This window comes from Pseudomonas sp. 25 R 14, assembly GCF_900004755.1.
Lineage (GTDB): Bacteria > Pseudomonadota > Gammaproteobacteria > Pseudomonadales > Pseudomonadaceae > Aquipseudomonas > Aquipseudomonas brenneri.
The window spans coordinates 17463-40394 of the sequence record NZ_CVTS01000066.1 but is presented as its reverse complement, the minus strand read 5'-3'; the positions used below and the strand labels follow the sequence as shown (position 1 = coordinate 40394).

Below are 22932 nucleotides of genomic sequence, written 5' to 3'. Positions count from 1 at the left end.
GGGGGGCAGGAGAGGGCGCTGAATGCGACAAAATGGGCAATAACACGGCATTTTTTGTGGTTTTTGTTGAGAATCAAACGCGATACGATCCCGGACCTTTGCAACAATGGCGCAGGATTATTGCTGTAATCGATAAAAATAATTTCTTTATAAGTCATGGTTTATACATCGCTAGCTAACTACAATCGCCCGCACTGAATGTCCGGTGCTGCTCAACCCTGAGCAAATAGGGCGGTCGAGAGGCGAAAACATTGCTTCATGCGACCCCAGGTGCCGGCAGCCTTTCAACTATCCGCACCAAATGGAATTGGTCTGTAACAAGGCCTTTGACCAACGAAATCGAATAAGAATTCACCGCCAGACCTGGACGTGTCGATCAGCGCATGAAGCGCCGGGCAGGCCCTTATTCAATCGAAGAGAAATGCCAACCCTTGGCAGGGTGAAGTGTTGGCGATCAAAACCCAACTGCATTGCGCAAGCTGCTTTAGAGGTCGTGAGATGAGTAAAAACAGGTACACCCGATTACTAGGCATAGTGCCGCTTTTCGGCATGTTATTGCTGGGAGGCTGCAACTGGACGCTGCTCGACCCTGTGGGTCAGGTCGGCGTGGAGCAACGTAACCTGATCATCACCGCTACGCTGCTGATGCTGTTGGTCGTGGTGCCGGTGATCGTGATGACCTTCGCGTTCGCCTGGAAATACCGCGCGTCCAACACCAAGGCGACCTACGCGCCGAAGTGGTCGCACTCCACCAAGATCGAGATCGCGGTGTGGCTGGTACCTGTACTCATCATCATCGCCCTGGGTTACATCACCTATAAGTCGACCCACGAGCTGGACCCTTACCGTCCGCTGGAATCCGACGTGCCGCCAATCACTATCGAAGTGGTCGCGCTGGACTGGAAGTGGCTGTTCATCTATCCCGAGCAAGGGATCGCCACCGTCAACAAGATCGTGTTCCCGGCTAACACCCCGATCAACTTCAAAGTGACTTCTGACTCGGTGATGAATTCGTTCTTCATTCCGGGCCTGGGTGGCCAGATCTACGCAATGGCGGGCATGCAGACCAAGCTGCACCTGATTGCCAACCAGAACGCCGAGCTCGACGGTATCTCCGCCAACTACAGTGGCGCGGGCTTTACCGGTATGAAATTCAAAGCAATCGCCACCACTCAGGAAGATTTCAATGCCTGGGTACAAGAAGCCAAGAGCTCACCAAAACAGCTGGAAAAAGCTGAATACGAAGCCCTTGCCAAGCCAAGCCAGAACAACCCTGTAGAGCTGTACTCCTCGTACACGCCGGACCTGTTTGACAAAATCATCGATAAGTATGAAGCGATGAAGCCAGGCAAGCCGGTCAAGCACGAGAAGAAAGAAGTGGCTGCTGTGGAAGGGACGGACGCAAATTCGCATTCAGCTGCCGGGGCAGAGGAGTAAACGATGTTTGGTAAATTAAGTTGGGAAGCGGTGCCGTTCCACGAGCCGATCGTGATGGTGACCATCGCCATGATCGCGCTGGGTGGTCTGGGGCTGTTTGCGGCAATCACCTACTTCAAGAAGTGGACCTACCTGTGGACCGAGTGGTTGACGTCGGTCGACCACAAGAAAATCGGCGTGATGTACATCATCGTCGCCATGGTCATGCTGCTGCGTGGTTTTGCCGACGCCATCATGATGCGGACCCAGTTGGCCATGGCCACCGAGGGGTCGCCTGGCTACTTGCCGCCTGAACACTATGACCAGATCTTCACCGCCCACGGTGTGATCATGATCATCTTCATGGCGATGCCTTTCTTCACCGGCCTGATGAACCTGGCAGTGCCGCTGCAGATCGGTGCGCGTGACGTTGCGTTCCCGTTCCTCAACTCCCTGAGCTTCTGGCTGCTGGTTTCCGGCGTCGTGCTGATCAACCTGTCCCTGGGCGTCGGCGAATTCGCCAAGACCGGTTGGGTTGCCTATCCGCCGTTGTCGGGGCTGCAATACAGTCCGGGCGTGGGGATGGATTACTACATCTGGGCGCTACAGCTATCCGGGTTGGGTACGACACTGACGGGGGTCAACTTCCTGGCCACCGTGCTGAAAATGCGTACCCCAGGCATGAAACTGATGGACATGCCGATCTTCACCTGGACCTGCACCTGGGCCAACGTCCTGATCGTGGCTTCGTTCCCGATCCTGACCGCTACCCTGGCACTGCTGACGCTTGACCGTTACATGGATTTCCACATTTTCACCAATGAACTTGGTGGCAATCCAATGATGTACGTGAACCTGTTCTGGGCATGGGGTCACCCTGAGGTGTACATCCTGATCCTGCCAGCGTTCGGTATCTTCTCCGAAGTGATCTCGACCTTTACCGGCAAGCGCCTGTTCGGTCACCACTCGATGGTCTACGCATCGGGCGCGATCTCTGTACTGGGCTTCATGGTCTGGCTGCACCACTTCTTCACCATGGGTTCGGGGGCCAGCGTCAACGCCTTCTTCGGCCTGGCGACGATGCTGATTTCGATCCCGACGGGGGTGAAGCTATTCAACTGGCTGTTCACCATCTACCACGGCCGTCTGCGCTTCACCAGCCAGGTTCTGTGGACCCTGGGCTTTATGGTGACCTTCGCTATCGGCGGCATGACCGGCGTACTGCTGGCCATCCCGGGTGCTGACTTCGTACTGCACAACAGCCTGTTCGTGATCGCTCACTTCCACAACGTGATCATCGGCGGCGCGGTATTCGGCTACATCGCAGGTTTCAGCTTCTACTTCCCGAAAGCGTTCGGCTTCAAGCTGCACGAAGGCTGGGGCAAGGCTGCATTCTGGTTCTGGATCACCGGCTTCTTCGTCGCGTTCATGCCGCTCTATGCACTGGGCTTCATGGGCATGACCCGTCGTCTGAACGCCAGCACCAACCCTGAGTGGGTGCCGTACCTGTACGTCGCCATGTTCGGTGCGGTGATGATCGCTGTGGGTATCGCCTGCCAGTTGATCCAGCTGTACGTGAGTATCCGTGACCGCAAGCAGAACGCCTGCGACTCCGGCGACCCATGGAATGCACACACCCTGGAATGGTCGACCTCGTCGCCACCGCCGTTCTACAACTTTGCCGTGCTGCCTAAGGCCGAGACGATCGATCCGTTCACCGAAGCCAAGGAAAACGGTACTGCGTACCAGCGTCCTGTGCGCTACTCGCCGATCCACATGCCGAACAACACCGCCACTGGCGTGGTGATGGGCGCGCTGTTGACGGTATTCGGTTTCGCGATGATCTGGCACATCTGGTGGCTGGCCATCGCTAGCCTGGCTGGCACCGTGATCTATTTCGTGATCCACGCGGCTCGTGATGATCAAGGCTACATGGTGCCGGTCGACGTGATCGAACGCATCGAAGCCGAGCAGCACGCTCGCCTGGTTGCCGAGAAGAAGATTCCGGCCAACCGTGTTGAAACCTCGTTGGAACAGGCTTAAACCATGTCGAACTTAGTGACCAATGCTGGACACGCCCATGTCGATGACCATGGGCACGATGACCACCACGACGCGGGCGAGATGACCGTCTACGGTTTCTGGCTCTACCTGATGACCGACTGCATCCTGTTTGCGTCGATCTTCGCGGTGTACGCGGTACTGGTAAACAACGTAGCGGGTGGCCCGTCGGGCCACGACATCTTCGAGTTGAATTACGTACTGGGCGAAACCGCCTTGCTGCTGTTCAGTTCGATCACCTACGGCTTCGCCATGCTGGCGTTCTTCCGTGGCAACAAGGCAGGCGTGCTGAAGTGGCTGGGCCTGACCTTCCTGCTCGGCCTCGGCTTTATCGCCATGGAGATCAACGAGTTCCACCTGCTGATCTCCGAAGGCTACGGCCCTAGCCGCAGCGGCTTCCTGTCGGCGTTCTTCACCCTGGTCGGTACCCACGGTCTGCACGTAACCGCCGGTCTGATCTGGATGGCGATCATGATGTACCAGGTCAACAAGCATGGCCTGACGTCGACCAACAAGACCCGCCTGAGCTGCCTGAGCCTGTTCTGGCACTTCTTGGACGTGGTCTGGATCTGCGTCTTCACCGTTGTCTACTTGATGGGGACTCTGTAATGGCTAACGCACACTCCCATGACAGCCATGATGCGAGCCACGGCAGCGTAAAGTCGTACGCCATTGGCTTCATCCTGTCGGTGATCCTGACTGTCATCCCGTTCGGCCTGGTGATGTACCCAACCTTGCCGAAGGCCACGACACTGGCCATCGTGCTGTTGTTCGCGGTGATCCAGGTGGTTGTTCACCTGTATTACTTCCTGCACCTGGATCGCTCCCAGGCCCAGCGCAACAACGTGGTTGCGTTTGTGTTCACGGCCATTGTGATCGTGCTGCTGGTTGGCCTGTCGTTGTGGATCATGTTCAGCATCCACACCTACATGATGGCGAAGTGAGGTAAGACCCGATGTCGCTTAAGCACTTTATCCAAATCACCAAACCGGGGATCATTTTCGGTAACGTGCTTTCTGTGGCAGGCGGTTTCTTCCTGGCCTCCAAGGGGCATGTCGATCTGGCCATTTTCCTGGCGGCAATGATCGGCACTTCCCTTGTTGTGGCGTCCGGTTGCGTGTTCAACAACTGCATTGACCGTGACATCGATATCAAGATGGAGCGCACCAAGAATCGCGTGCTGGTCCAGGGCCTCATCTCCCTGAAACTGGCACTGATTTTCGCGACCGTCCTCGGTGTTGCCGGCGTTGCGTTGCTGTACACGGTGGCCAACCCGCTGGCGGCGTTGTTTGCCGTGATCGGTTTTGTCATCTACGTCGGCCTCTACAGCCTGTACCTCAAGCGCAAGTCGGTTCACGGCACGCTGGTGGGCAGTCTGTCGGGGGCGATGCCGCCGGTGATTGGTTATGTGGCTGTGACCAATAGCTTCGACATGGCTGCGCTGGTGCTACTGGTGATGTTCAGCCTGTGGCAGATGCCGCACTCTTACGCCATTGCGATCTTCCGTTTCAACGACTACCTGGCGGCTTCGATTCCGGTACTGCCGGTCAAGCGTGGCATCCAGGTGGCGAAGAAACACATCCTGCTCTACATCCTGGCCTTCCTTGTGGCGACCTTGATGTTGACCTTCAGTGGCTACGCCGGCATGAGCTACCTCGCCGTGGCCGCAGCCATGGGCATGTACTGGTTGTACATGGCCTGGACTGGCTACAAGGCGGTGGATGACACCGTCTGGGCGCGCAAGTTGTTCGTCTTCTCGATCTTCACCATCACCGCCTTGAGCGTGATGATGTCCCTGGATTTCCAGGTGCCGAAAGAGTTGCTGCTGACTTACGCCCACTGAGTTGGGATGCAATGAAAAGCCCCGCCTTCGAGAGAAGAGCGGGGCTTTTTTGTGGGGTGTTGGGGATGGTTTGGTATGAGTACATATCCATTTTTGCGGTCACGGCGGCTATTGGTTCCGCTCTTACAGCGGGTCACTTTTGGAGGGACCCAAAAGTAACCAAAAGGTCCTCGCCCCACCACTCGGTGCCTCGCCTAGGCTCGGCATGCCCACAGTCAGGCATTGCTCCGTGGGCCCGCCGCGATCGGCCATCCATGGCCGTGTCGCGGCTACCCCGGCATCCATGCCGGGGTGCCCACTGCGCAATACCTGCCTGCGGCCATCGTGGTTTAACGGGGCGCCGATCAAGATCAAGATCAAAAGCAGAGCAACAGCAAAACCAGAGCGCGGAGCTGCTTACCTGTGGGAGCGGGCTTGCTCGCGAAAGCGGTGTATCAATCAGCAAATAAAGTGACTGACACTGCGCATTCGCGAGCAAGCCCGCTCCCACATTTAGAGGTGGGGGAGGGCTTATTGCTGGGCGATGCTGTAACCGTCAAACGCTGTCTGCTGCTGCAACGCGGTAACGATGCTCTTGCGCGTCAACGGCTGCTCGGCACCGGCGTTATCCACAAAGGTCTCGCTCTCAAGCTCGGCCTCATCGCCTTCACCCACAAAGCTGAAACCGAGGAATTCCAGCGCCTCGCGGTCAACATTGAGTTTGGAGCGCGGTGTGCGCAAGGGCAGGGTGACGCTGATGCCATCCTTGCTGATCACAAACACTTCCACTTCCTTCTTCGCCCGTGCAGCCTTGCCTTTGCCGGCGCTCGGATTGCTGATGGCCTGGTGGGTCTGGTTCAGCACCTTGAGGGCCAGGCCGTAGACCAGTTCCTGGAACTCTGGGTCGTCCTTGAAGCTGGAAAGGATGCGGCTGATCGAGAACTTGCTGCTCAAGTCTTCGAGGGCGGCGTTGTCGGCGGCTTCGGCGTCCTTGAGCTGCTTGAGCTGGCCCATCAGGTCGTAGGCCTGGTCATCGTCAAAGGCGTCGTGGGCCTGGCGGATGGCGATGCGCAATTCGCGGATCTGGTCGCTTTCCTTGGAGGTATGGAAGGCGTCCAGCACCATTTCACTGATGTTCTTGGCCGCTGGCACATGCTGTGAAAGATTGATGGCGTTTTCGTATTCAGCTTTGGATTGCAAGGTGACTACGGATTCTTCGGTGCGGGAATCGGACATTGAAATTTCACTACTTCTGTAAGCGGGGAGACGAAAAAAGCGTCGGGCATTTTCAAGGGCCAGGGTAGCAAGGTCAAGGCGGCACTCTGCCTTCATCGTCATCCGCGTCTACAGGCCCTGCATCTCCTGCAGTTGCGCTTCCAGCGCTGCCCGCAAGCCACTGCCGCGTCGGGCGATAAACACCAGTTGCGCCGAGTTCTGCGCATGTTCGCCGCTGGCCAGGGTGAACTGGCTGCGATTGCCCACGTGTTGTAGCCAGAACGGTTGCTCGTTGCCCTGCAAATGCACCAGGCCTTTTAGGCGGAACACGTCCTTGGGCAGTTGCCCCAGCCAATCGCGCAGGGTCTTGGCCGGTAGGGCCTGGGTGCCTTGCCAGGTCCAGCTTTCAAACAATTCATGGTGCGGCGCGGGCACGGGAGTGAAGCCGTTGCGCGGGCTGCGTTCGCCCAGCAGCAGGGCGTCGGGGATCTGCGCCTGAACGGTGCTGATCACCCGCGTGCGCGCGCCGATAGTTGCACGCAGGCTTTGCAGTTCGGCGGCGCTGACCAGATCGGCCTTGTTCAGCAGCACCAGGTCGGCGCAGGCCACCTGGGCGCGGGACAGCCGGGCGAACTCGCCTTCCAGGTGGCTATAACCGCTGGCGTCCACCAGGGTGATCACGGTATCCAGGTGCAGGTGCGCCTTGAGCTGTGGATAACCCAGGGTCTGCACAATGCGCTGCGGGTCGGAGACACCGCTGCATTCGATCACGATGCGATCCAGGCGTGGGTGCAGCTGGCTCAGGCTCACCAGTTGCGCCAGCAGATCCTCCTGCACCGTGCAGCAGATGCAGCCGTTCTGCAGGCTGAATACCGCATCGGTGACTTCGGCGATGATCGCCGCATCGATATTCAGCTCGCCAAAGTCATTGACGATCACCGCCATCCGTCCGTGTTGCGGCTGCTGCGCGATGCGGTTGAGCAGGGTGGTCTTGCCTGCGCCGAGAAAGCCCGAGACCAGCGTGACGGCAATGCTGTCGTTATTCATTCGATCACCGGCGGCAGGCCTTGCCACACGGCTTGCAACGCCGTATCTGCAAACGCGTTGAGACGGTCGTAGACCGGACGGCCATCGACAAAGGTCAGCAGCACCTGGGTCTGGTGGATGTAGTTGCGCGCCGGCTGGGCGAACAGGTCGCGGTCGATCACGATCAGGTCGGCGCACTTGCCCACTTCCAGGCTGCCGGTGGAATGCTCCAGGCCCATGGCGTGGGCGCCGTTGAGGGTCGCCACTTGCAGTGCCTGCTCCAGGGTGATCGGTTCGCCGAAGCAGTCCGGTTCCTGGTTCCACGGGTTCTGCCGGGTGACCATGGTTTCCAGGGCCAGCCATGGGTCAATCGAGGCCACCGGCCAATCGGTGCCCATCACCGCCAGGCCGCCTTCGGCCAGTACGCCTTTGAAATCATAGATGCGCTTGAGGCGCTCGGCGCCATAACCGGAACGGGCGCCGCTGGCAAACGGTGTCGGGTACCAGGCGGCCGGGGAAAACTCGGCGATCACGTTCAGCGCCTTGAAGCGCTTGAGGTTGCCCGGATGCAGCAGCGTGCTGTGGGCGCACTGGTGCCGGATGCCGCTGTCGCCATTGACCCGCCGCGCCTCGGCCACCGCATCGAGGAATACATCGGAGGCGCCGTCGCCGGTGCAGTGGGCGATCACCCGCAGGCCGCGACGGTCCATGTCTACCACCATGTCGGTGATGTGTTCCGGGGTCAGGTTGAGCTTGCCGCGCCAGGTGGAATCCGCTGCCCATGGGGTCATCAGGTACGAAGACTTGGGCTCCACGGTGCCGTCGAAGTGGAATTTCACCGCGTTGGCATTCAGCCGCGCGCTGCGATAGTAGTGACGTTCGCCGCCGAGCAGTTCCCAGCGCCGGCGCACTGGGAAGATATCGTCCTGCCAACTGATCGCCGCTTCTACACGTACGCTCAATTCGCCGGCGTCGTCCAGTTCCTTGAGGGCGTCCAGGCGCCGTTCGCAGACGTGTACGTACTTGGTCGCGGTGACACCGCGCGAACTCTGGAAATGCACGCCGTCGCGATAGGCCCGGCGCAGCACTGCCACCGGGGTCGGCGGCATGGCTGCATGGATCAGTGCGTAGGCGCCGTCGATCAGCAGGCCGTTGGGCTCGCCGCTGAGTTCGTCGCGCTCCATATAGCCGTTGCGCGGGTCGGCGGTGTGGTGGTCGATGCCGGCCAGTTGCAGGGCCTTGGAGTTGACCATCATGGTGCCCCACATCCGGTCCAGCAGCGCCACCGGGCGGTCGGGCATGATGCTGTCGAGCCATTCGCGACCTGGGGTCAGGCCATCTTCGCGGAAGGTGTAGCGCACCCAATATTGGCCGTAGATCCAGCCATCACCGGGGTGGGCCTCGGCATAGGCGTGGATCGCCGCCGCCAGTTGTTCGGGGGTGGGGTCTTCGATGCCCACATCCAGGTCATCGCTGTAGCGCGGGGCCAGGGCGAGGTCGGGGTGGGTGTGCATGTCGTGCAGGCCGGGCATGCAAAATGCACCTTGCAGATCATGTTGGCGGGTCTGCGGGCCGATCAGGTGTTGCAGGTCGGCGAACGTGCCCACCGCGATAAAACGTCCCCCGCGAATCGCCACCGCTTCGGCCCACGGCTGGGCCGGGTCGAGGGTGTAGAGGCGGCCGTTGTGCAGCACCAGGTCAGCGTGCTCGCCGACAACGGAGTGGGTGGAAGTGAATTGGTCGGAAGCGGTCACGGGGGAAACCTCAATATTCAAGACGAACAAAGATCAAATGTGGGAGCAGGCAAGCCAGCTCCCACATCAATCCCAGTGTTCACATAATCAGCGGTTGGCTCTCAGGCCCTCGACAAACCCGGCAATGCGCTGGCAGGCGTCTTTGAGGGTGTCGTCGGCGACGGTAAAGGAGATGCGCACAAAGCCCTCGGCACTGGCGCCAAACGCCTGGGCATCGAGCACCGAGACGCCGGTGGCGCGGAACAGCTGCCAGGCAAAGTCCATGCTCGACAGCCCCGTGCGGCGCACGTCTACCAGCATGAACATCCCGGCTTGCGGCACCCGGCAATCGAGGTCGGTAATACCACCGAGGCCCGCTACCACCAGGTCACGCCGACGGCGATACACCGTGCGCGCATCGCTGACCACTTCGTCATCCAGTTCCAGGGCCTTGACCGCCGCTTCCTGGATAAACCCGGGCAAGCCATAGAGCATGCACAGCAGCAGGTTATCCAGGTGGCCCACCAGTGCGGTTGGCGCCACCACCCAACCCACGCGCCAGCCGGTCATGGCGTGGGTTTTCGACAGGCTGTTGAGCACCACGGTACGCTCGGCCATGCCCGGCAGCGAGGCGATGCTCAGGTGTGGCTGGTCGTACGTGATTTGCCCGTAGACCTCATCGGAAATCACCCACAGGTCATGCTCACGGGCGACTTCGGCCACCAGCTCCAGCTCTTCGCGGCTGTAGACATTGCCGGTGGGGTTACACGGCGTGGCCAGGGCAATGCCCCGGGTCTTGGCGGTAATGGCTTTTTCCAGCGCCGCGCGGGTCAGGCGAAAACCGTTGGCCGCCGGTTGCTCGATGGTTGCGATGCGTGCACCGGAAGCGTGGATGCACGCTTCGTACGTCAGGTACATCGGTTCCGGCACCAGCACTTCGTCGCCCTGGCTGAACAGGCACAGCGAGGTGGCGAACAGGCCGTTTTGCGCGCCGGCCACCAGGGCCACGTTATTGGCGTGTACGGCAATCCCTTGCAGGCGGCTTTGCTTGGCGGCAATCGCTTCGCGCAGGGCCGGTCGGCCGAGGACGTGGGTGTAGTGAGTGTCGCCGGCGCGCAAGGCGTCGACGGCGGTTTCGCAAATGGCGCTGGCGGTGGCGAAGTCTGGATCGCCCACGCTCAACACAATCACATCTTCGCCACGACCACGGGCTTCGACGGCCGCGTAGTGAATATCCCAGGCGCTGACGGACTCGCCACTAATGCGCTCGACAAACGGTGAATAACGCATCCTTGTTCTCCTAAAATTGATTCAAGCCTGGCGCTGCGGGACTTTGCCCCAGCGCGAGAAGACGTGTTCGATCACGAACGCCAGGACAATGTAGATCACCGCCACGGCCAGCAGGGGTTCGTACACCCGCAGCGTCTGCGCCCGCACCAGGTTGGCGGCGCCGAGCAAGTCGGTGACGGCCACGGTGGAGGCCAGCGCGGTGGCCTTGAGCAGCAACACGGTCTCGCCGACCAATGTCGGCTTCACCAGCTCCAGGGCCCGTGGCAGCCAGACCCGGCGCAGCACCATCAGGCGCTTCATGCCAAAGGCCCGCGCTGCTTCGAGTTCGCCCCGTGGCACGGCCCGCAGCGCGCCGCGCAGCACTTCGCCGACATAGGCGCCGACACACAGAATCAGGGCCAGGGCCACGTACCAGAAACCTTCACGCAGGTACGGCCAGAGAAAACTGCCGCGAATCAGCGGGTAACTGGCAAACACACTGCCCACGCCGTAGTACAGGATGTAGATCTGCACCAGCAGCGGCGTGCCACGAAACACTGCGGTATAGGCGCGCAACGGCGCACTGATCAGCGGGTTCGACGACAAGCGCCCCAACGCCACCAGCACCGCCAGCAAGAAGCCGAACACCCCGGACAAGGCCAGCAACTTCAGGGTGATACCCAGGCCATGCAGCAGCTCGTTGGCAAAACTGTTGATCCATGAAAAGTCCATCAGCTGCGCTCCTTAGTGCTGCGGCATCCAGCGGTTGATCCGGCGTTCGAACACCCGGAAGGCGCCGTTGGAAACCAGGGTGATGATGAAATACACCGCTGCCACTGCCAGGTAGAACACCAGGTAATGCTTGGTAGAGCCGGCAGCCTGTTTGCCCACCGAGAGCAACTCGCTGTAGCCGACGATGCTGATCAACGCGCTGTCCTTGACCAGCACCAGCCACAGGTTCGACAGGCCGGCCATGGCAAACGGCAGCATGCTCGGCAGCAGCACCCGGCGCACCAGCAGCCAGCGCTCGATGCCAAAGGCCCGCGCGGCTTCCAGTTGGCCGACGGGAATGGCCTGGATCGCGCCACGAATGATCTCCGCCGAATAGGCGCCCTGGACGATGCCCAACACCAGCACCGCAGCGATAAAACCGTTGACGGTCACGCTGTCGCGGCCCATCGCCGCCATCGCCATGTTCAGTAGGTCGGTGCCGGCGTAATACAGCAGCAAAATCAGCAGCAACTCCGGCACCGCGCGGTACAGCGTGGTGTAGAGGTTGGCCAGGCGTACCAGCCAGCGCGGGCCCTTGAGTTTGATCATGGCCACCAGCAGGCCGATGCCCAGGCCCAGCACAAACGCCCCGGCGGAGATCTGCAAGGTCACCACCGCCCCTTGGAGCAGGGCGTTGAGCCAGCCGTCGGCGACGAACAGCTGGGTGAGTTCGGACAAAGAAATCATGGCGCTTTCCGTTGGACGTTATTGCGCGGAAATATCGACGCTGAAATAGCGGCTGCGAATTTTGTCGTAGGTGCCATCGGCCTTGATTGCCGCCAGCGCCGTGTTGAGCTGCTCGCGCAACGGGGTGTCACCCTTGCGCACGGCGGCCCCGATGCCCGACCCGAACAACGGGTCTTTCGGCGCCAGGCCCTTGTCGGCCAGGCCGCTGCCGGCGGCGGACTTGAAGATCGGTTCGATGGTCAGGGCGTCGGCCAGCATCACGTCGATCCGCCCGCTTTGCAGGTCGGCGGTCATGTCGTCCTGGGTGTTGTAGTAGCGCAAGGTCGAACCCTTGGCGTAGTAGGCCTTGAGGTAGGTGGCGTTGGAGGTCGAGCCCTGCACGCCGATCAGCTTGCCTTTGAGGCCCTCGGGCGTGGTGACCAGCTCCAGGCTCTTGTCGGCGACCCACATGGCCGGGGTCTGGTAGTAAGGCGCGGTGAAGTCGATGACCTTTTCGCGCTCCTCGGTGATGCTCAGGGAGTTGAGGATCACGTCGATCTGGCTCGATTGCAGGGCGGGAATCAAGCCGTCCCAGGACACTTCCTTGAGCGGGCATTGGGCCTGCATGCGCTCGCACAGGGCCTTGATCAGGTCCGGCTCGAAACCGCTCCAGGCGCCATTGCCGGCTTTTTCGGAGAATGGCGGGTAGGGTTCCAGGGCGATGCCGAAGACGATTTTGTCGGCGGCAACGGCACTGTGGGACAGCACGGCGAGCACGCAGCCGGCGGCGAGGGATTTCAGAGAGTTGTGCATGGCTTGACCCTTTCGAAGTTATTGTTTTGAAGGATGGAAGCGGCAGTTCAAACGCGATTGTCCTGGGCCATGACGAACTGGCGGCAACGCTCGCTGGTGGGGTTCTGGAAGACTTGCTGTGGCGTGCCTTCTTCTTCAACCAATCCTTGGTGTAGAAACATGACTTTGCTCGATACGTCGCGGGCAAACGCCATTTCGTGGGTGACGAGGATCATGGTGCGGCCTTCTTCGGCGATGCCCTGGATCACCTTCAGTACTTCGCCGACCAGTTCCGGGTCGAGGGCCGAGGTGGGCTCATCCATCAGCAAGACGCGCGGGCGCATGGCCAGGGCGCGGGCGATGGCCACGCGCTGTTGCTGGCCGCCGGACAGGAAGGCGGGGAAGGCATCGCGCTTACTGGCCAGGCCGACTTTTTCCAGCAGGTGTTCGGCGTGGGCGATGGCGTCCTTGCGGTCTTCACCCAGCACATACACCGGTGCTTCGATGACATTTTCCAGCACGGTGCGGTGGGGCCACAGGTTGAAGCTCTGGAACACCATGCCCAGTTGCGTGCGCAGGCGAGCGACTTGATCCGGGTCGGCAATCAGCGGGTTGCCGGCGCGGTCCTTTTTCAGGCGCACTTCTTCGCCGTTGATGCGCAGGCTGCCGCTGCACGGGATTTCCAACAGGTTGATGCAACGCAGCAGGGTGCTTTTGCCCGAGCCGCTGGAACCGATCAACGACACCACATCGCCTTCGTTGGCGCGCAGGGAAATGCCTTTGAGAACATGGTGCGCGGCGTAGCTCTTGTGCAGAGCATCAATGGCGACCACCGGGGTGACTGGGTTCAAGGGTTATCCCTCTTTATTTTTGTAAATTGATCAACCTGGACACCGCCCCCTGTAGGAGCTGGCTTGCCAGCGAAAAACGCAAGAACACCACGTTTATCCAGCGTGCCCACGTCATCGTTGACTACCCGCGCCGGCAAGTTTGGGAGTGCCGTGCTGAAGATCGAGAATAGCCACTGGCCATTTGAGGTCAATCGAGCATTTTTCCGTCGATCTTGAAATTTAATTCAACTGTCCGCTTTACGAGTGGCTATGTCTGACGGTCGATTACGGCTATGGTGCGGGTAACTTTGAGCAGGTGAACACCCATGCGTTACCCCTCTATGACCGCCTTGCGGGCGCTGGACGCGGTGGCCCGGCTGGGCAGCGTGTCCGAGGCTGCCACCGAGCTGAACCTCACCCCCAGTGCCATCAGCCACCAGATCAAGAGCCTGGAGCAGACCCTGGGTTTTGCCCTGACCGAGCGCACCGGGCGCAATATCCGCATCACCTGGCAGGGCGAGCGCTATGCCCGTGATATCCATGGGCTGCTGGCCAATATCCTTGAGGCCGGGCAGCGGTTCGATGGCCAGCAGGTCAGCGGGCGCCTGTGTATCAGCAGCCCGGCGGGGTTTGCCACTTATTGGTTGTGTACCCATATCGCCGACTTCCAGGCGCTTTATCCACAGGTCGAATTGCACCTGATTTCACCGCGCACGCCAGATGACACCAGCGACCACGGCGCCGACCTGTTTATTGCCTACGGTATGGGCGACTGGCCCAACCAGCATGTGCAGAAGATCGTTTCGCTGCGTTATTTTCCGGTGTGCAGCCCGCGCCTGGTCAACACCATGGGCGGCCTGAAGACCCCGGAACACCTGGCGGGCGCGCCTTTGCTGCACATGATCGACTACTCCGACTGGCGCGTGTGGCTGGCCGCCGCCGGGGCGCCGAATGTCGATGTGCAGCGCGGCATCGTGTTTGCCGATGCGCATTTTGTGCAGTCGGCGTGCATCGCCAGCCAAGGCATCGCCATGGGCGACAACTTGATCAGTGGCGAGGCCCTGGCCAGGGGCTTGCTGGTGCGGCCGTTCGAAACCGAGATCGAATCCAATCGAGGTTATTACCTGGTGGCCGATCACCAGAAAGTCGAGCGCCCGGTGGTGCAGGCGTTTGGTGAGTGGGTGAAGTCGCAGTTGGGCGGCGGGCTTTAGTTTCAGGCAATCCGTGAATTTTTTTTGCCAATGGCCGGTAAAATTTTTGCTTGTCCGCCCTCGGAGTGCCGCCTAAGGTCTGGCCAATCGACACAGAACAATAAGAAGGAAATGAGCAATGACCACCTGCGCCCAGTCCCTGGTTCGCCTGCTGGAAGGTTATGGGGTAGATACCGTCTTCGGTATCCCCGGCGTGCATACCGTCGAGCTCTATCGCGGCCTGCATGGCAGCCGCCTGCGCCATATCAGCCCGCGCCATGAACAGGGCGCCGGCTTTATGGCCGACGGTTATGCCCGCGCCAGCGGCAAGCCGGGCGTCTGTTTCATCATTACCGGCCCGGGCATGACCAATATTCTTACCGCGATGGGCCAGGCTTATGCCGACTCGGTGCCGATGCTGGTGATTTCCACCACCAACCGCCGTGAGCATCTGCGCCTGGGCCACGGGCATTTGCACGAGTTGCCCGATCAGCGCGCGATGGTCGCGGGGGTGTGTGCGTTCAGCCACACGTTGCAATCGCCTGAGCAATTGCCCGAGCTGCTGGCCCGCGCTTTCGCCGTGTTCAAATGTGCGCGCCCGCGCCCGGTGCATCTGGAAATTCCTCTGGATGTGCTGGACATGCCGGCCATCGATCTCAACCTGATGCCCCGCAGCCTGCCAGGCGCACCGGCCCCGGCCCCGGCTTCGCTGGGGGCAGCGCTGAAGCTGCTCAATGAAGCACGGCGGCCGCTGATCCTCGCCGGTGGCGGTGCCCGCGATTGCGCCGAGGTGTTGCAGCAACTGGCCGAGCGCCTGCAAGCGCCGGTGGCCCTGACCACCAATGCCCGTGGCTTGTTGCCGATGGGGCACCCGTTGTTGCTGGACGGTGTGCAGTCGTCGCGCCATGGCCGCTCGTTGTTTGACGAAGCCGATGTGATCCTCGCCGTGGGTACGGAGCTGGGGGAAACCGACTACGACTTCTTCGGCCTCGGATCACTGAAATTCAAGGCGCCGCTGATTCGCCTGGACATCGACCCCATGCAGGTCATGGGCGTGCAGCGCGCCCATGTCGGGCTGGTGGGCGATGCCCGCGAAGGGTTGCAGGCGCTGCTGGATGCAGTCAACCCACCCGCTCCGAGCGGGCGTTGGGCACTGGACAGCGTACAGCGGGTCAACCGTCTGGAGCGCGAGAGCTGGACCACCAAGCAACAAGGTCTGCAAGGTCTGCTGGACCTGCTGCGCGACAGCCTGGTCGACCCGCTGATCGTCGGTGACTCGACCCAGCCGGTGTACCAGGGCGCGGTGGGTTACCAGGCGCCGGCGGCCAACAGTTGGTTCAACGCCGGCACTGGCTACGGCACCCTCGGCTACGGGTTGCCGGCCGCTATCGGCGCCAAGCTGGCCAAGCCCGAGCGACCGGTGGTGGCGCTGGTCGGCGATGGCGGCTTGCAGTTTGCCAGCAACGAATTGATCGCGGCCCGTGAGGCAGGCGTCGGCGTGATCCTGGTGGTGTGGAACAACCAGTGCTACGGCGAGATCCGTGACTATATGCAGGCCCGTGAAATCGCCCCGCTGGGCGTGGATATCATGACCCCGGATTTTGCCGCCATGGCCCGCAGTTTCCATGTCGCCCACCATCGGGTCGACACACCGCGGGACTTGCACGCCTTGCTGCACACCCTGGGTGACATTCGCCAGCCGGTGATGATTGAACTCGACGCCGCGCAATACCTGCAAAACGCCTGAACCTCCCCCGGCCCTGATCCATATCAACGGGCCACCTCTGAAAATCCGCTACAACAAAACCGGGGCTTACAAAGCCCCGGTTATCCGCCTGATGACCTCATAAAAACGTAAATAAACCTGTACCCAGGGGCCAACCCCCAGGCCAGGTGATTAAAGGAATAATGCGATGGCCCTTTCTCTGTCACGTCTGGCCTTGATGGGGGCGACGCTGTGTCTGGCGCTTCCCCTGCACGCCAACGAACCCGTCAAACCGGATACCGAACTGATCGCCCAGGGCAAATACGTGGCCCAGCTCGGTGACTGCATCGCCTGCCACACCGCCAAGCAAGGCCCACAGATGGCCGGCGGCCTGGAACTGAGCACGCCCATGGGCACCATCTATTCCAGCAACATCACCCCGGACCGCGAGACCGGGATTGGTAACTACAGCTTCGAACAGTTCGACCGCGTGATGCGCGAAGGTGTCACGCCGGCCGGTATGAACCTTTACCCGGCCATGCCGTATCCGTCCTACGCGAAGATGAGCGAAGAGGACATGCGTGCCTTGTTCGCCTACCTGATGCATGAGGTCAAACCGGTCAGCCAGGCCAACCTCGAAGCCGACATGGGCTTCCCATTCAACCAGCGCTGGGGCCTGGCGTTGTGGAACTTCATGTTCCTCGACAAACAACCGTTCCAGGCCGACCCGGCCCGCGATGCAGTGCTCAACCGTGGCGCCTATCTGGTCCAGGGCCTCGGCCATTGCGGTTCGTGTCACACCCCGCGCGGGATCGCCTTCCAGGAAAAAGCCATGAGCGACGCCGGCAGTGGCGGCGAGCACTACCTGGGCGGGGAAACCGTCGAACACTGGCGTGCCTTGAGCCTGCGCAACCTATGGACGGTGCAAGACACCGTGCAACTGCTCAAGACCGGGCAGAACCGTTTTGCCACGGTGTCGGGCAACATGGTGGACGTGATCCGTCACAGTACCCAGCACTTCACGGATACCGACCTGACGGCCATTGCGACGTATCTCAAATCCCTGCCACCGGGCAAGGATGACCTGCCAATGCCGGCTGTCGCCAAAGGTCCTGCCGAGTTGCCCAAGGACTTGTTCACCAGCCGTGGCGGCCTGGGTTATATGCAGTTCTGCAGCGATTGCCACCGCAGCGACGGCGCAGGTGTGAAAGGGCTGTTCCCGGCATTGGCCGGCAACGCCGGCGTGGTTGCCAGCAACCCGACCTCGTTGCTGCACATCACCCTTACCGGTTGGGAAACCGCCGAGACCGCAGCCCATCCACGGGTCTACACCATGCCGGGCTTTGCACGCCTGGGGAACAACGAAGTGGCGGAAATCCTCACCTTTGTGCGCACGCGCTGGGGCAACGAGGGCTCGCCGATTAGCACCGCCCAGGTGAAGAAAATTCGTGACCAGCTCAACCCGGTCAGCACTGATTTCTCGGCCTTCGAAACGCCGCGCCTGGCCAACCTGCTGGCGGCGTCGAATGCCGATCAAGTGGTGCGCGGCATGCGCTTGCACCTGCAAACCAAGGAACTGCTGCCTGATAACGTCGGCAACTCGCTGAACTGCACCAGTTGCCATCTCAACGCCGGCACCGTGGCCGATGGCTCGCCGTTTGTGGGCGTCTCGGCGTTCTTCCCCAGCTACGCCCCGCGTGCTGGCAAGGTGGTGAGCCTGGAAGAGCGCATCAACGGTTGCTTCCGCCGTTCGATGAATGGCAAACCAGTGTCGCCACAATCGGCGGACATGCAGGCGATGGTGGCGTACTTCGACTGGATGAAAAACAACACCAAGCCCGAGGACAAAGTCCCCGGCCGTGGCGTCGGCAAGATCGACCCGGCTATCAAGCCGGACATGGCCAATGGCGAGCAGGTCTACGCCAAGCAATGCGCGGTGTGCCACGGCAATGATGGCGAGGGCCTGGCCCGTGCTGACGGCACCCTGGTGTATCCGCCGCTGTGGGGCGAACAGTCCTTCAACATCGGCGCCGGCATGGCCCGCACCTACACGGCTGCTGCGTTCGTCAAACGCAACATGCCGATCGGTTTCCACGAGAAGTTCCCGCTGGGCCAGGGCGGCTTGTCGGACCAGGAAGCGGTGGACGTTGCCGCCTACTTCTCGCAAAAACCACGCCCGGACTTCCCGGACAAGGTGAAGGACTGGCCGAACGGCGGTAAGCCGGTGGATGCACGCTACTGACCCCCGCCCTGTAGGAGCCGGCAAGCCGGTTCCTACAACGCCAGTCGGAACGCCCGGCTCATACGTTCCTGTTCTTGACGGGATATGCCCATGGCGTTGGCCAGTGTCGGCCATTGGCGAACTACACCCTTGAACGCCTCGATAAGCCTATCCGCCTCATTGAGAGGTACCCTGAAATAGCCCGCCACCGAACGTGCCAGTTCCAGTTCCAGGGCGTTGTCATGCTCACTGATGTTGAGCTTCAGGCCTTGCCCGTAGTGATCCGGGTTCATATCGTAGGCCGGGGAAAGATGCCAGCCGCGACCGGGTTCTAACAGGAAGCCATGGTTACGCAGGTGATCGTCGGTATTGGAAACCAACAGGTTGAATACGATTCTGCACCACAGTTCCCGTAGGTCAGCCTGGGTGCTGGCGCCCTGGTTGATCAGCACCCGGGCCAATTCCAGGTAGCTGACGCCAGTCGAGCCGTCCTCTCCGTCGGTATGGCCAGTCAACGTCATCGCGCTGGCAAAGTGAATGCGTTGCCCTTGAGCGGTTCGATCAAAGCGCTTGACCCTGAAGCAGTGATGTTCACTGGCGTAGCGTTCAGCTTCCATGGCGGCGACACGCAGTCCGCATCCTTCGGCGAGCGATCCGATGATGTACTCCCAGGCACCGACATTGTGTTCATCGCGAAGGCTGGGGAACTTGGCGATCCACAGGTGACCGTCGGGGTCGACCACGCTGGCTTTTGGACGTGCGCCGCCCAATGAACCGCCCGGAGCAATCAGCATGCGTAACCACTCGACGCCTTCGATGGCGGTATTGTCGTGATCGTTTTCCAGTGCCCGACTTGCAGCCTCCAGTTGACGCAGTTGCACCAGCGGGGGAGCCGCCAACCCTTCGCGTTCATCAAGGAACGGACCCAGGTCATCCCGCTTGAAGCGCAGGGCGCCCACACGAAAGGCATCGTGAACGCCCAGCAAGTAGTCCGATTCAAAGAGGTGGGTATGAGAGGGGACCCGTGCTGCTCGCTTGTCGCGATCCAGTCGACGGTTCATCAACATACGCCCCCATCGGTCCGGGCTGGAGTCGCTGAAAACACCGAAGGTATCCCGGCCTTGCGCGGGGTATTGAGGGCCGTCAAACAGACCTATACGAGGATCGATCGGAGCCAGGGCCAGCAGTGGGTCGGCCAGTGCCGCCTGCTCATACTCAAACTCAAACAGCTCGCCGGCACCTCCCCGGCGAGCATGCAAAAAGCCCAGGCGGCGTGCTGTGCCAAGTTGCGCCCAGTCGGCATACACAGCAACCCGGGTCATGGTTTGGAGCTCTTGTTGACGGGGTTGACGATTAACCCGGAAAGTTTGGAGGCCGCTGTCACTGGCTCATGAGGTTGGAGGTAGGGGGGCGCGTCAGGCGCGGCGACGATGCCGAAGGATGATTTGGGTGTTCTGCGTGTTTTGTTCAGTAGCTGCGAGTCTTGCAGATGCCGGCCCAATTTGTCGCTTTCGGCAATTAAGGCAATATCCTGTTCCAAGCCCAATACCTGCAGCACGGACAGGTAGGCGCCGATGGTGACACCGGCAGCGCCACGCTCCAGTGCCCGCAGGGTCATCTGCGACATGCCGGCCCGTTCCGCCACTTGTTTGGCAGTCAGCTTGCGTCGCAAGCGGGCCAGGCGCAGGCGCTCACCGAGATCCACCAGCAGTTGCTGGGTCATTGGAAGGAGCGGAGCAGTTTTGTTGGCCATGAGTGCAATTATTCCAGCGCTTTAATCTTAAAGATGAAGGAATACTAGCACTTCAATCTGAGTGCAATTATTTTAGTGTTTTAAATTGTTTTTTCGCCAGAATAATTGCACTTTATTGTTCTTGCCTGGCTTTTAGTCGAGTTGTGCCAGGCATGCTTCAAAAATATCCAACCCTTGCTCCAGCACCACCGGCTCGATGGTCAGCGGTGCCAACAGGCGGATGATGTGTCGGGCCTTGCCGCTGGGCATCAGTAGCAGGCCGGCATCGCGGGCCAGGTTCAATAGTTGGTTGAGTTGCGCGGTGGCTGGGGTGCCGTCGGGTTTTATCAGCTCGATTCCCCGCATGGCGCCGACCCCGGTCAGGCGGCCGAGGTAGGGCGAGCGTTTTTTCGCCTGCCAGGCGGCATGGCGCCTGGTGATTGCGGCCTCCTGTTGTTCGCCCCACGCTTGCAGGTTTGCATCGCTCATTGCATCCAGGGTGGCCAGTGCGGCTGCGCAGGCAATGGGGTTGCCCGAGTAGGTGCCGCCCAGTCCGCCTTTGGGCAGGTTGTCCAGCAAGGCCTTGCGCCCGACCACGGCGCCCAGTGGCACGCCGCCAGCGATGCTTTTGCCCAGCAGGATCAGGTCGGGTTCGATGCCCAGGCGCGAGAAGGCGAAACGCTGGCCAGTGCGGCCAAAGCCGGATTGGATTTCGTCGGCGATCAGCAGGATGCCGTGTTCATCGCACAGGTGGCGCAGGGCTTTGGCAAATGGGGGGTCGAGGGCGAGGAACCCGGCTTCGCCCTGTACTGGCTCGATGATGAAACAGGCGACGTCGGCGATGTCGATTTCGACGCTGAACAAGCGCTCCATGGCCTTTAGCGCATCACCTGTGGTCACCCCATTGTCTGCGCTGGGGTAGGGCAGGTGGTAGACCGGGCCGGGCAGGATCCCGACTTTTTGCTTGTAGGGCGCCACCTTGCCATTGAGGTTGAGGGTGGCCAGGGTGCGCCCGTGGAAGCCGCCGTCAAAGGCAATCACTGCAGTACGGCCGGTGACGCCACGTGCGATTTTCAGCGCATTTTCGCAAGCTTCGGCGCCGCTGTTGGTCAGCATGCCGCTGACCGGGTAACTCACCGGGATAAAGGCGCTGAGCCGCTCCATCAACTCGACATAAGGCGCGTGTGGCGCGGCGTTGAACGCGTAATGGGTGAGTCGGGTGGCTTGTTCGCGAATGGCTTCCACCACGCCGGGGTGGCAATGGCCGAGGTTGAGCACACCAATGCCGCCGACAAAGTCTATATAGCGCTTGCCCGCGGTGTCCCAGACCTCGGCATTGCGCCCGTGGCTCAGGCAGATGGGGTGGACGATGGCAATCGACTGGCTGATGCTTGCGTGGCTCATGGATCACGGGCTCGGAAAGGGCGGTGTGCGCCTATCTAAGCTGCGTGCCCCATGGCCCCGCAAACGAAATAAAGTCGCCGGGTCATTCGCAAAAATCGGGATGTGCCAATGCATTGCAAGCCATGACACAGATCCAATGTGCGGGCTTGCACATTCAGGTCTTGGCGGTCTGCTGCGCCATGTACTCCACGATCCACTGCAAAAATGCCTTCACCTTGGGGATCTCCCCGGCCTGTTCGGCATGGGCGATAAAGTGTGCGCCGCTGCTGGGCATCGCGTAGTCCCATGGCACCACCAGACTGCCCTGGGCCAGTTCGTCGGCCACCAGGTAGTGCGGCACCAATGCCACGCCGTAGCCGGATTGCGCTGCACGAATGCACATGTAGAACGTGTCGAAGCGCGGCCCGTGATAGCTGTTCTGTGAGTGCAGGCCCTGTCCCAGGAACCACTCGTGCCAGGCCTCGGGTCGTGAGGTGCATTGCAACAGGGTGTGGCTCGATGAAGCATCACTGCCCTGGGCGACAAATCCCGGCGCACACACCGGCACCACTGCTTCGCGAAACAGCTCGATGCAGGTGGCGCCCGGCCAGGAGCCCTGGCCGAAGAAGAAGGCGATGTCGGCCTTGGCCTGCAGCACGTCGAAGGGTTCCAGCTCGTTGCGGATATCCAGATGGATGTTCGGGTGGCGGGCAGCAAAGTCCTTGAGCTTGGGCACCAGCCAACGATCGCCGAAAGTCGGTTGAGTGGCGATGCGCAGCACTTCGGTCTCGCCGCCGTAGGTGAGGATGTAACGGCTGGAAATGTCCACCTGGGTCAGGATCTTGTGTACTTCCGCCAGGTACAACGAGCCCGCCGGCGACAGGTACAGACGCTGGCGCACCCGCTCGAACAGCTTGTGGCAGAGCATTTCCTCCAGTTGCGCCACTTGCTTGCTCACCGCACTTTGGGTCAGGTGCAGTTCCTCGGCGGCACGGGTGAAGCTCAGGTGACGGGCCGCAGCGTCGAAGCATTGCAGGGCTGTCATCGAAGGGGTCAAGCGTTTTGAAATCATGGGAGTTCATTCCAAACAGGAAGGAGCC

20 protein-coding genes and 1 pseudogene are annotated in these 22932 nt (G+C 60.8%); 8 read left to right on the top strand and 13 right to left on the bottom strand.

What is annotated here, in order from left to right; all coding sequences use genetic code 11:
* Positions 1–256: 256 nt before the first annotated feature.
* A pseudogene (locus BFQ03_RS31120) lies at positions 257–471 on the bottom strand (hypothetical protein).
* 27 nt (positions 472–498) lie between these two features.
* On the opposite strand from BFQ03_RS31120, the gene cyoA reads away from it, so the two are divergent.
* Genes cyoA through cyoE form a run of 5 tightly spaced genes read left to right on the top strand, consistent with a single transcriptional unit; the run spans position 499 to position 5320 of the window.
* The gene (gene cyoA, locus BFQ03_RS25565; RefSeq protein ID WP_032857631.1) at positions 499–1437 is read left to right on the top strand and encodes a ubiquinol oxidase subunit II; all 939 of its coding nucleotides are present in this window, start codon (positions 499–501) and stop codon (positions 1435–1437) included.
* A 3-nt stretch (positions 1438–1440) separates the two neighbouring features.
* A complete protein-coding gene (gene cyoB / locus BFQ03_RS25560; RefSeq protein ID WP_032857630.1) occupies positions 1441–3459 on the top strand; it encodes a cytochrome o ubiquinol oxidase subunit I in 2019 nt (672 codons plus the stop codon).
* Positions 3460–3462: 3 nt separating this feature from the next.
* Entirely contained in the window at positions 3463–4086 is a 624-nt protein-coding gene (gene cyoC, locus BFQ03_RS25555) for a cytochrome o ubiquinol oxidase subunit III (RefSeq protein WP_029300213.1), read from the top strand.
* Positions 4086–4421: a cytochrome o ubiquinol oxidase subunit IV gene (gene cyoD / locus BFQ03_RS25550; protein WP_032857627.1), complete on the top strand. Its 336-nt coding sequence runs from the start codon at positions 4086–4088 to the stop codon at positions 4419–4421. The genes cyoC and cyoD overlap by 1 nt, the downstream gene beginning before the upstream one ends.
* An 11-nt stretch (positions 4422–4432) precedes the next feature.
* A complete protein-coding gene (gene cyoE, locus BFQ03_RS25545) occupies positions 4433–5320 on the top strand; it encodes a heme o synthase (protein ID WP_029300217.1) in 888 nt (295 codons plus the stop codon).
* A gap of 510 nt (positions 5321–5830) precedes the next feature.
* On the opposite strand, the gene BFQ03_RS25540 is transcribed toward cyoE, so the two are convergent.
* The 8 genes from BFQ03_RS25540 to BFQ03_RS25505 all read right to left on the bottom strand — a co-directional run bounded on the left by BFQ03_RS25540 (position 5831) and on the right by BFQ03_RS25505 (position 13622).
* Positions 5831–6535 (bottom strand): hypothetical protein, encoded by a 705-nt coding sequence (locus BFQ03_RS25540; protein WP_065944270.1) that lies wholly within the window; start codon positions 6533–6535, stop codon positions 5831–5833.
* A 108-nt stretch (positions 6536–6643) separates the two neighbouring features.
* On the bottom strand, positions 6644–7561 hold the full coding sequence (locus tag BFQ03_RS25535) for a CobW family GTP-binding protein (RefSeq protein ID WP_032857624.1): 918 nt from the start codon (positions 7559–7561) through the stop codon (positions 6644–6646).
* Entirely contained in the window at positions 7558–9294 is a 1737-nt protein-coding gene (locus tag BFQ03_RS25530; protein WP_065944269.1) for an amidohydrolase, read from the bottom strand. Before BFQ03_RS25530 ends, BFQ03_RS25535 begins: the two co-directional genes overlap by 4 nt.
* 87 nt (positions 9295–9381) lie before the next feature.
* Positions 9382–10563: a pyridoxal phosphate-dependent aminotransferase gene (locus BFQ03_RS25525; RefSeq protein WP_032857621.1), complete on the bottom strand. Its 1182-nt coding sequence runs from the start codon at positions 10561–10563 to the stop codon at positions 9382–9384.
* A 21-nt stretch (positions 10564–10584) separates the two neighbouring features.
* Positions 10585–11274 (bottom strand): ABC transporter permease, encoded by a 690-nt coding sequence (locus BFQ03_RS25520; protein ID WP_032857620.1) that lies wholly within the window; start codon positions 11272–11274, stop codon positions 10585–10587.
* A gap of 12 nt (positions 11275–11286) precedes the next feature.
* Positions 11287–12000: an ABC transporter permease gene (locus BFQ03_RS25515; RefSeq protein ID WP_032857618.1), complete on the bottom strand. Its 714-nt coding sequence runs from the start codon at positions 11998–12000 to the stop codon at positions 11287–11289.
* A gap of 18 nt (positions 12001–12018) precedes the next feature.
* Positions 12019–12792: a transporter substrate-binding domain-containing protein gene (locus BFQ03_RS25510; protein ID WP_032857617.1), complete on the bottom strand. Its 774-nt coding sequence runs from the start codon at positions 12790–12792 to the stop codon at positions 12019–12021.
* Positions 12793–12839: 47 nt separating this feature from the next.
* Positions 12840–13622, bottom strand: coding sequence for an ABC transporter ATP-binding protein (locus BFQ03_RS25505; RefSeq protein ID WP_029300232.1), 783 nt, complete (start codon positions 13620–13622; stop codon positions 12840–12842).
* A gap of 305 nt (positions 13623–13927) precedes the next feature.
* On the opposite strand from BFQ03_RS25505, the gene BFQ03_RS25500 reads away from it, so the two are divergent.
* The 3 genes from BFQ03_RS25500 (at position 13928) to BFQ03_RS25490 (ending at position 18738) form a co-directional block, all read left to right on the top strand.
* Complete coding sequence (locus BFQ03_RS25500) at positions 13928–14812, top strand: LysR substrate-binding domain-containing protein (protein ID WP_032857614.1); 885 nt, start codon at positions 13928–13930, stop codon at positions 14810–14812.
* A gap of 118 nt (positions 14813–14930) precedes the next feature.
* A complete protein-coding gene (locus BFQ03_RS25495) occupies positions 14931–16538 on the top strand; it encodes a 5-guanidino-2-oxopentanoate decarboxylase (protein ID WP_065944268.1) in 1608 nt (535 codons plus the stop codon).
* Positions 16539–16704: 166 nt separating this feature from the next.
* Complete coding sequence (locus tag BFQ03_RS25490) at positions 16705–18738, top strand: c-type cytochrome (RefSeq protein ID WP_065944267.1); 2034 nt, start codon at positions 16705–16707, stop codon at positions 18736–18738.
* Positions 18739–18770: 32 nt separating this feature from the next.
* On the opposite strand, the gene BFQ03_RS25485 is transcribed toward BFQ03_RS25490, so the two are convergent.
* The 4 genes from BFQ03_RS25485 to BFQ03_RS25470 all read right to left on the bottom strand — a co-directional run bounded on the left by BFQ03_RS25485 (position 18771) and on the right by BFQ03_RS25470 (position 22904).
* The gene (locus tag BFQ03_RS25485) at positions 18771–20039 is read right to left on the bottom strand and encodes a type II toxin-antitoxin system HipA family toxin (protein ID WP_065944266.1); all 1269 of its coding nucleotides are present in this window, start codon (positions 20037–20039) and stop codon (positions 18771–18773) included.
* Positions 20036–20470 (bottom strand): helix-turn-helix domain-containing protein, encoded by a 435-nt coding sequence (locus BFQ03_RS25480; RefSeq protein WP_083204913.1) that lies wholly within the window; start codon positions 20468–20470, stop codon positions 20036–20038. The genes BFQ03_RS25485 and BFQ03_RS25480 overlap by 4 nt, the downstream gene beginning before the upstream one ends.
* Positions 20471–20602: 132 nt before the next feature.
* On the bottom strand, positions 20603–21853 hold the full coding sequence (locus tag BFQ03_RS25475; protein WP_032857606.1) for a 2-aminoadipate transaminase: 1251 nt from the start codon (positions 21851–21853) through the stop codon (positions 20603–20605).
* A 154-nt stretch (positions 21854–22007) separates the two neighbouring features.
* Positions 22008–22904: a LysR substrate-binding domain-containing protein gene (locus tag BFQ03_RS25470; RefSeq protein WP_065944265.1), complete on the bottom strand. Its 897-nt coding sequence runs from the start codon at positions 22902–22904 to the stop codon at positions 22008–22010.
* Between the last annotated feature and the right edge of the window lie 28 nt (positions 22905–22932).

Bases quoted from the DNA above. Each gene is read 5' to 3' on its own strand.
- BFQ03_RS25515 (WP_032857618.1), bottom strand. From the start codon at position 12,000: ATGATTTCTTTGTCCGAACTCACCCAGCTGTTCGTCGCCGACGGCTGG.
- BFQ03_RS25470 (WP_065944265.1), bottom strand. From the start codon at position 22,904: ATGATTTCAAAACGCTTGACCCCTTCGATGACAGCCCTGCAATGCTTC.
- BFQ03_RS25480 (WP_083204913.1), bottom strand. From the start codon at position 20,470: ATGGCCAACAAAACTGCTCCGCTCCTTCCAATGACCCAGCAACTGCTG.
- BFQ03_RS25500 (WP_032857614.1), top strand. From the start codon at position 13,928: ATGCGTTACCCCTCTATGACCGCCTTGCGGGCGCTGGACGCGGTGGCC.
- BFQ03_RS25535 (WP_032857624.1), bottom strand. From the start codon at position 7,561: ATGAATAACGACAGCATTGCCGTCACGCTGGTCTCGGGCTTTCTCGGC.
- cyoD (WP_032857627.1), top strand. From the start codon at position 4,086: ATGGCTAACGCACACTCCCATGACAGCCATGATGCGAGCCACGGCAGC.
- BFQ03_RS25540 (WP_065944270.1), bottom strand. From the start codon at position 6,535: ATGTCCGATTCCCGCACCGAAGAATCCGTAGTCACCTTGCAATCCAAA.
- BFQ03_RS25510 (WP_032857617.1), bottom strand. From the start codon at position 12,792: ATGCACAACTCTCTGAAATCCCTCGCCGCCGGCTGCGTGCTCGCCGTG.
- cyoB (WP_032857630.1), top strand. From the start codon at position 1,441: ATGTTTGGTAAATTAAGTTGGGAAGCGGTGCCGTTCCACGAGCCGATC.
- BFQ03_RS25520 (WP_032857620.1), bottom strand. From the start codon at position 11,274: ATGGACTTTTCATGGATCAACAGTTTTGCCAACGAGCTGCTGCATGGC.
- cyoC (WP_029300213.1), top strand. From the start codon at position 3,463: ATGTCGAACTTAGTGACCAATGCTGGACACGCCCATGTCGATGACCAT.
- BFQ03_RS25495 (WP_065944268.1), top strand. From the start codon at position 14,931: ATGACCACCTGCGCCCAGTCCCTGGTTCGCCTGCTGGAAGGTTATGGG.
- cyoA (WP_032857631.1), top strand. From the start codon at position 499: ATGAGTAAAAACAGGTACACCCGATTACTAGGCATAGTGCCGCTTTTC.
- cyoE (WP_029300217.1), top strand. From the start codon at position 4,433: ATGTCGCTTAAGCACTTTATCCAAATCACCAAACCGGGGATCATTTTC.
- BFQ03_RS25490 (WP_065944267.1), top strand. From the start codon at position 16,705: ATGGCCCTTTCTCTGTCACGTCTGGCCTTGATGGGGGCGACGCTGTGT.
- BFQ03_RS25475 (WP_032857606.1), bottom strand. From the start codon at position 21,853: ATGAGCCACGCAAGCATCAGCCAGTCGATTGCCATCGTCCACCCCATC.
- BFQ03_RS25485 (WP_065944266.1), bottom strand. From the start codon at position 20,039: ATGACCCGGGTTGCTGTGTATGCCGACTGGGCGCAACTTGGCACAGCA.
- BFQ03_RS25525 (WP_032857621.1), bottom strand. From the start codon at position 10,563: ATGCGTTATTCACCGTTTGTCGAGCGCATTAGTGGCGAGTCCGTCAGC.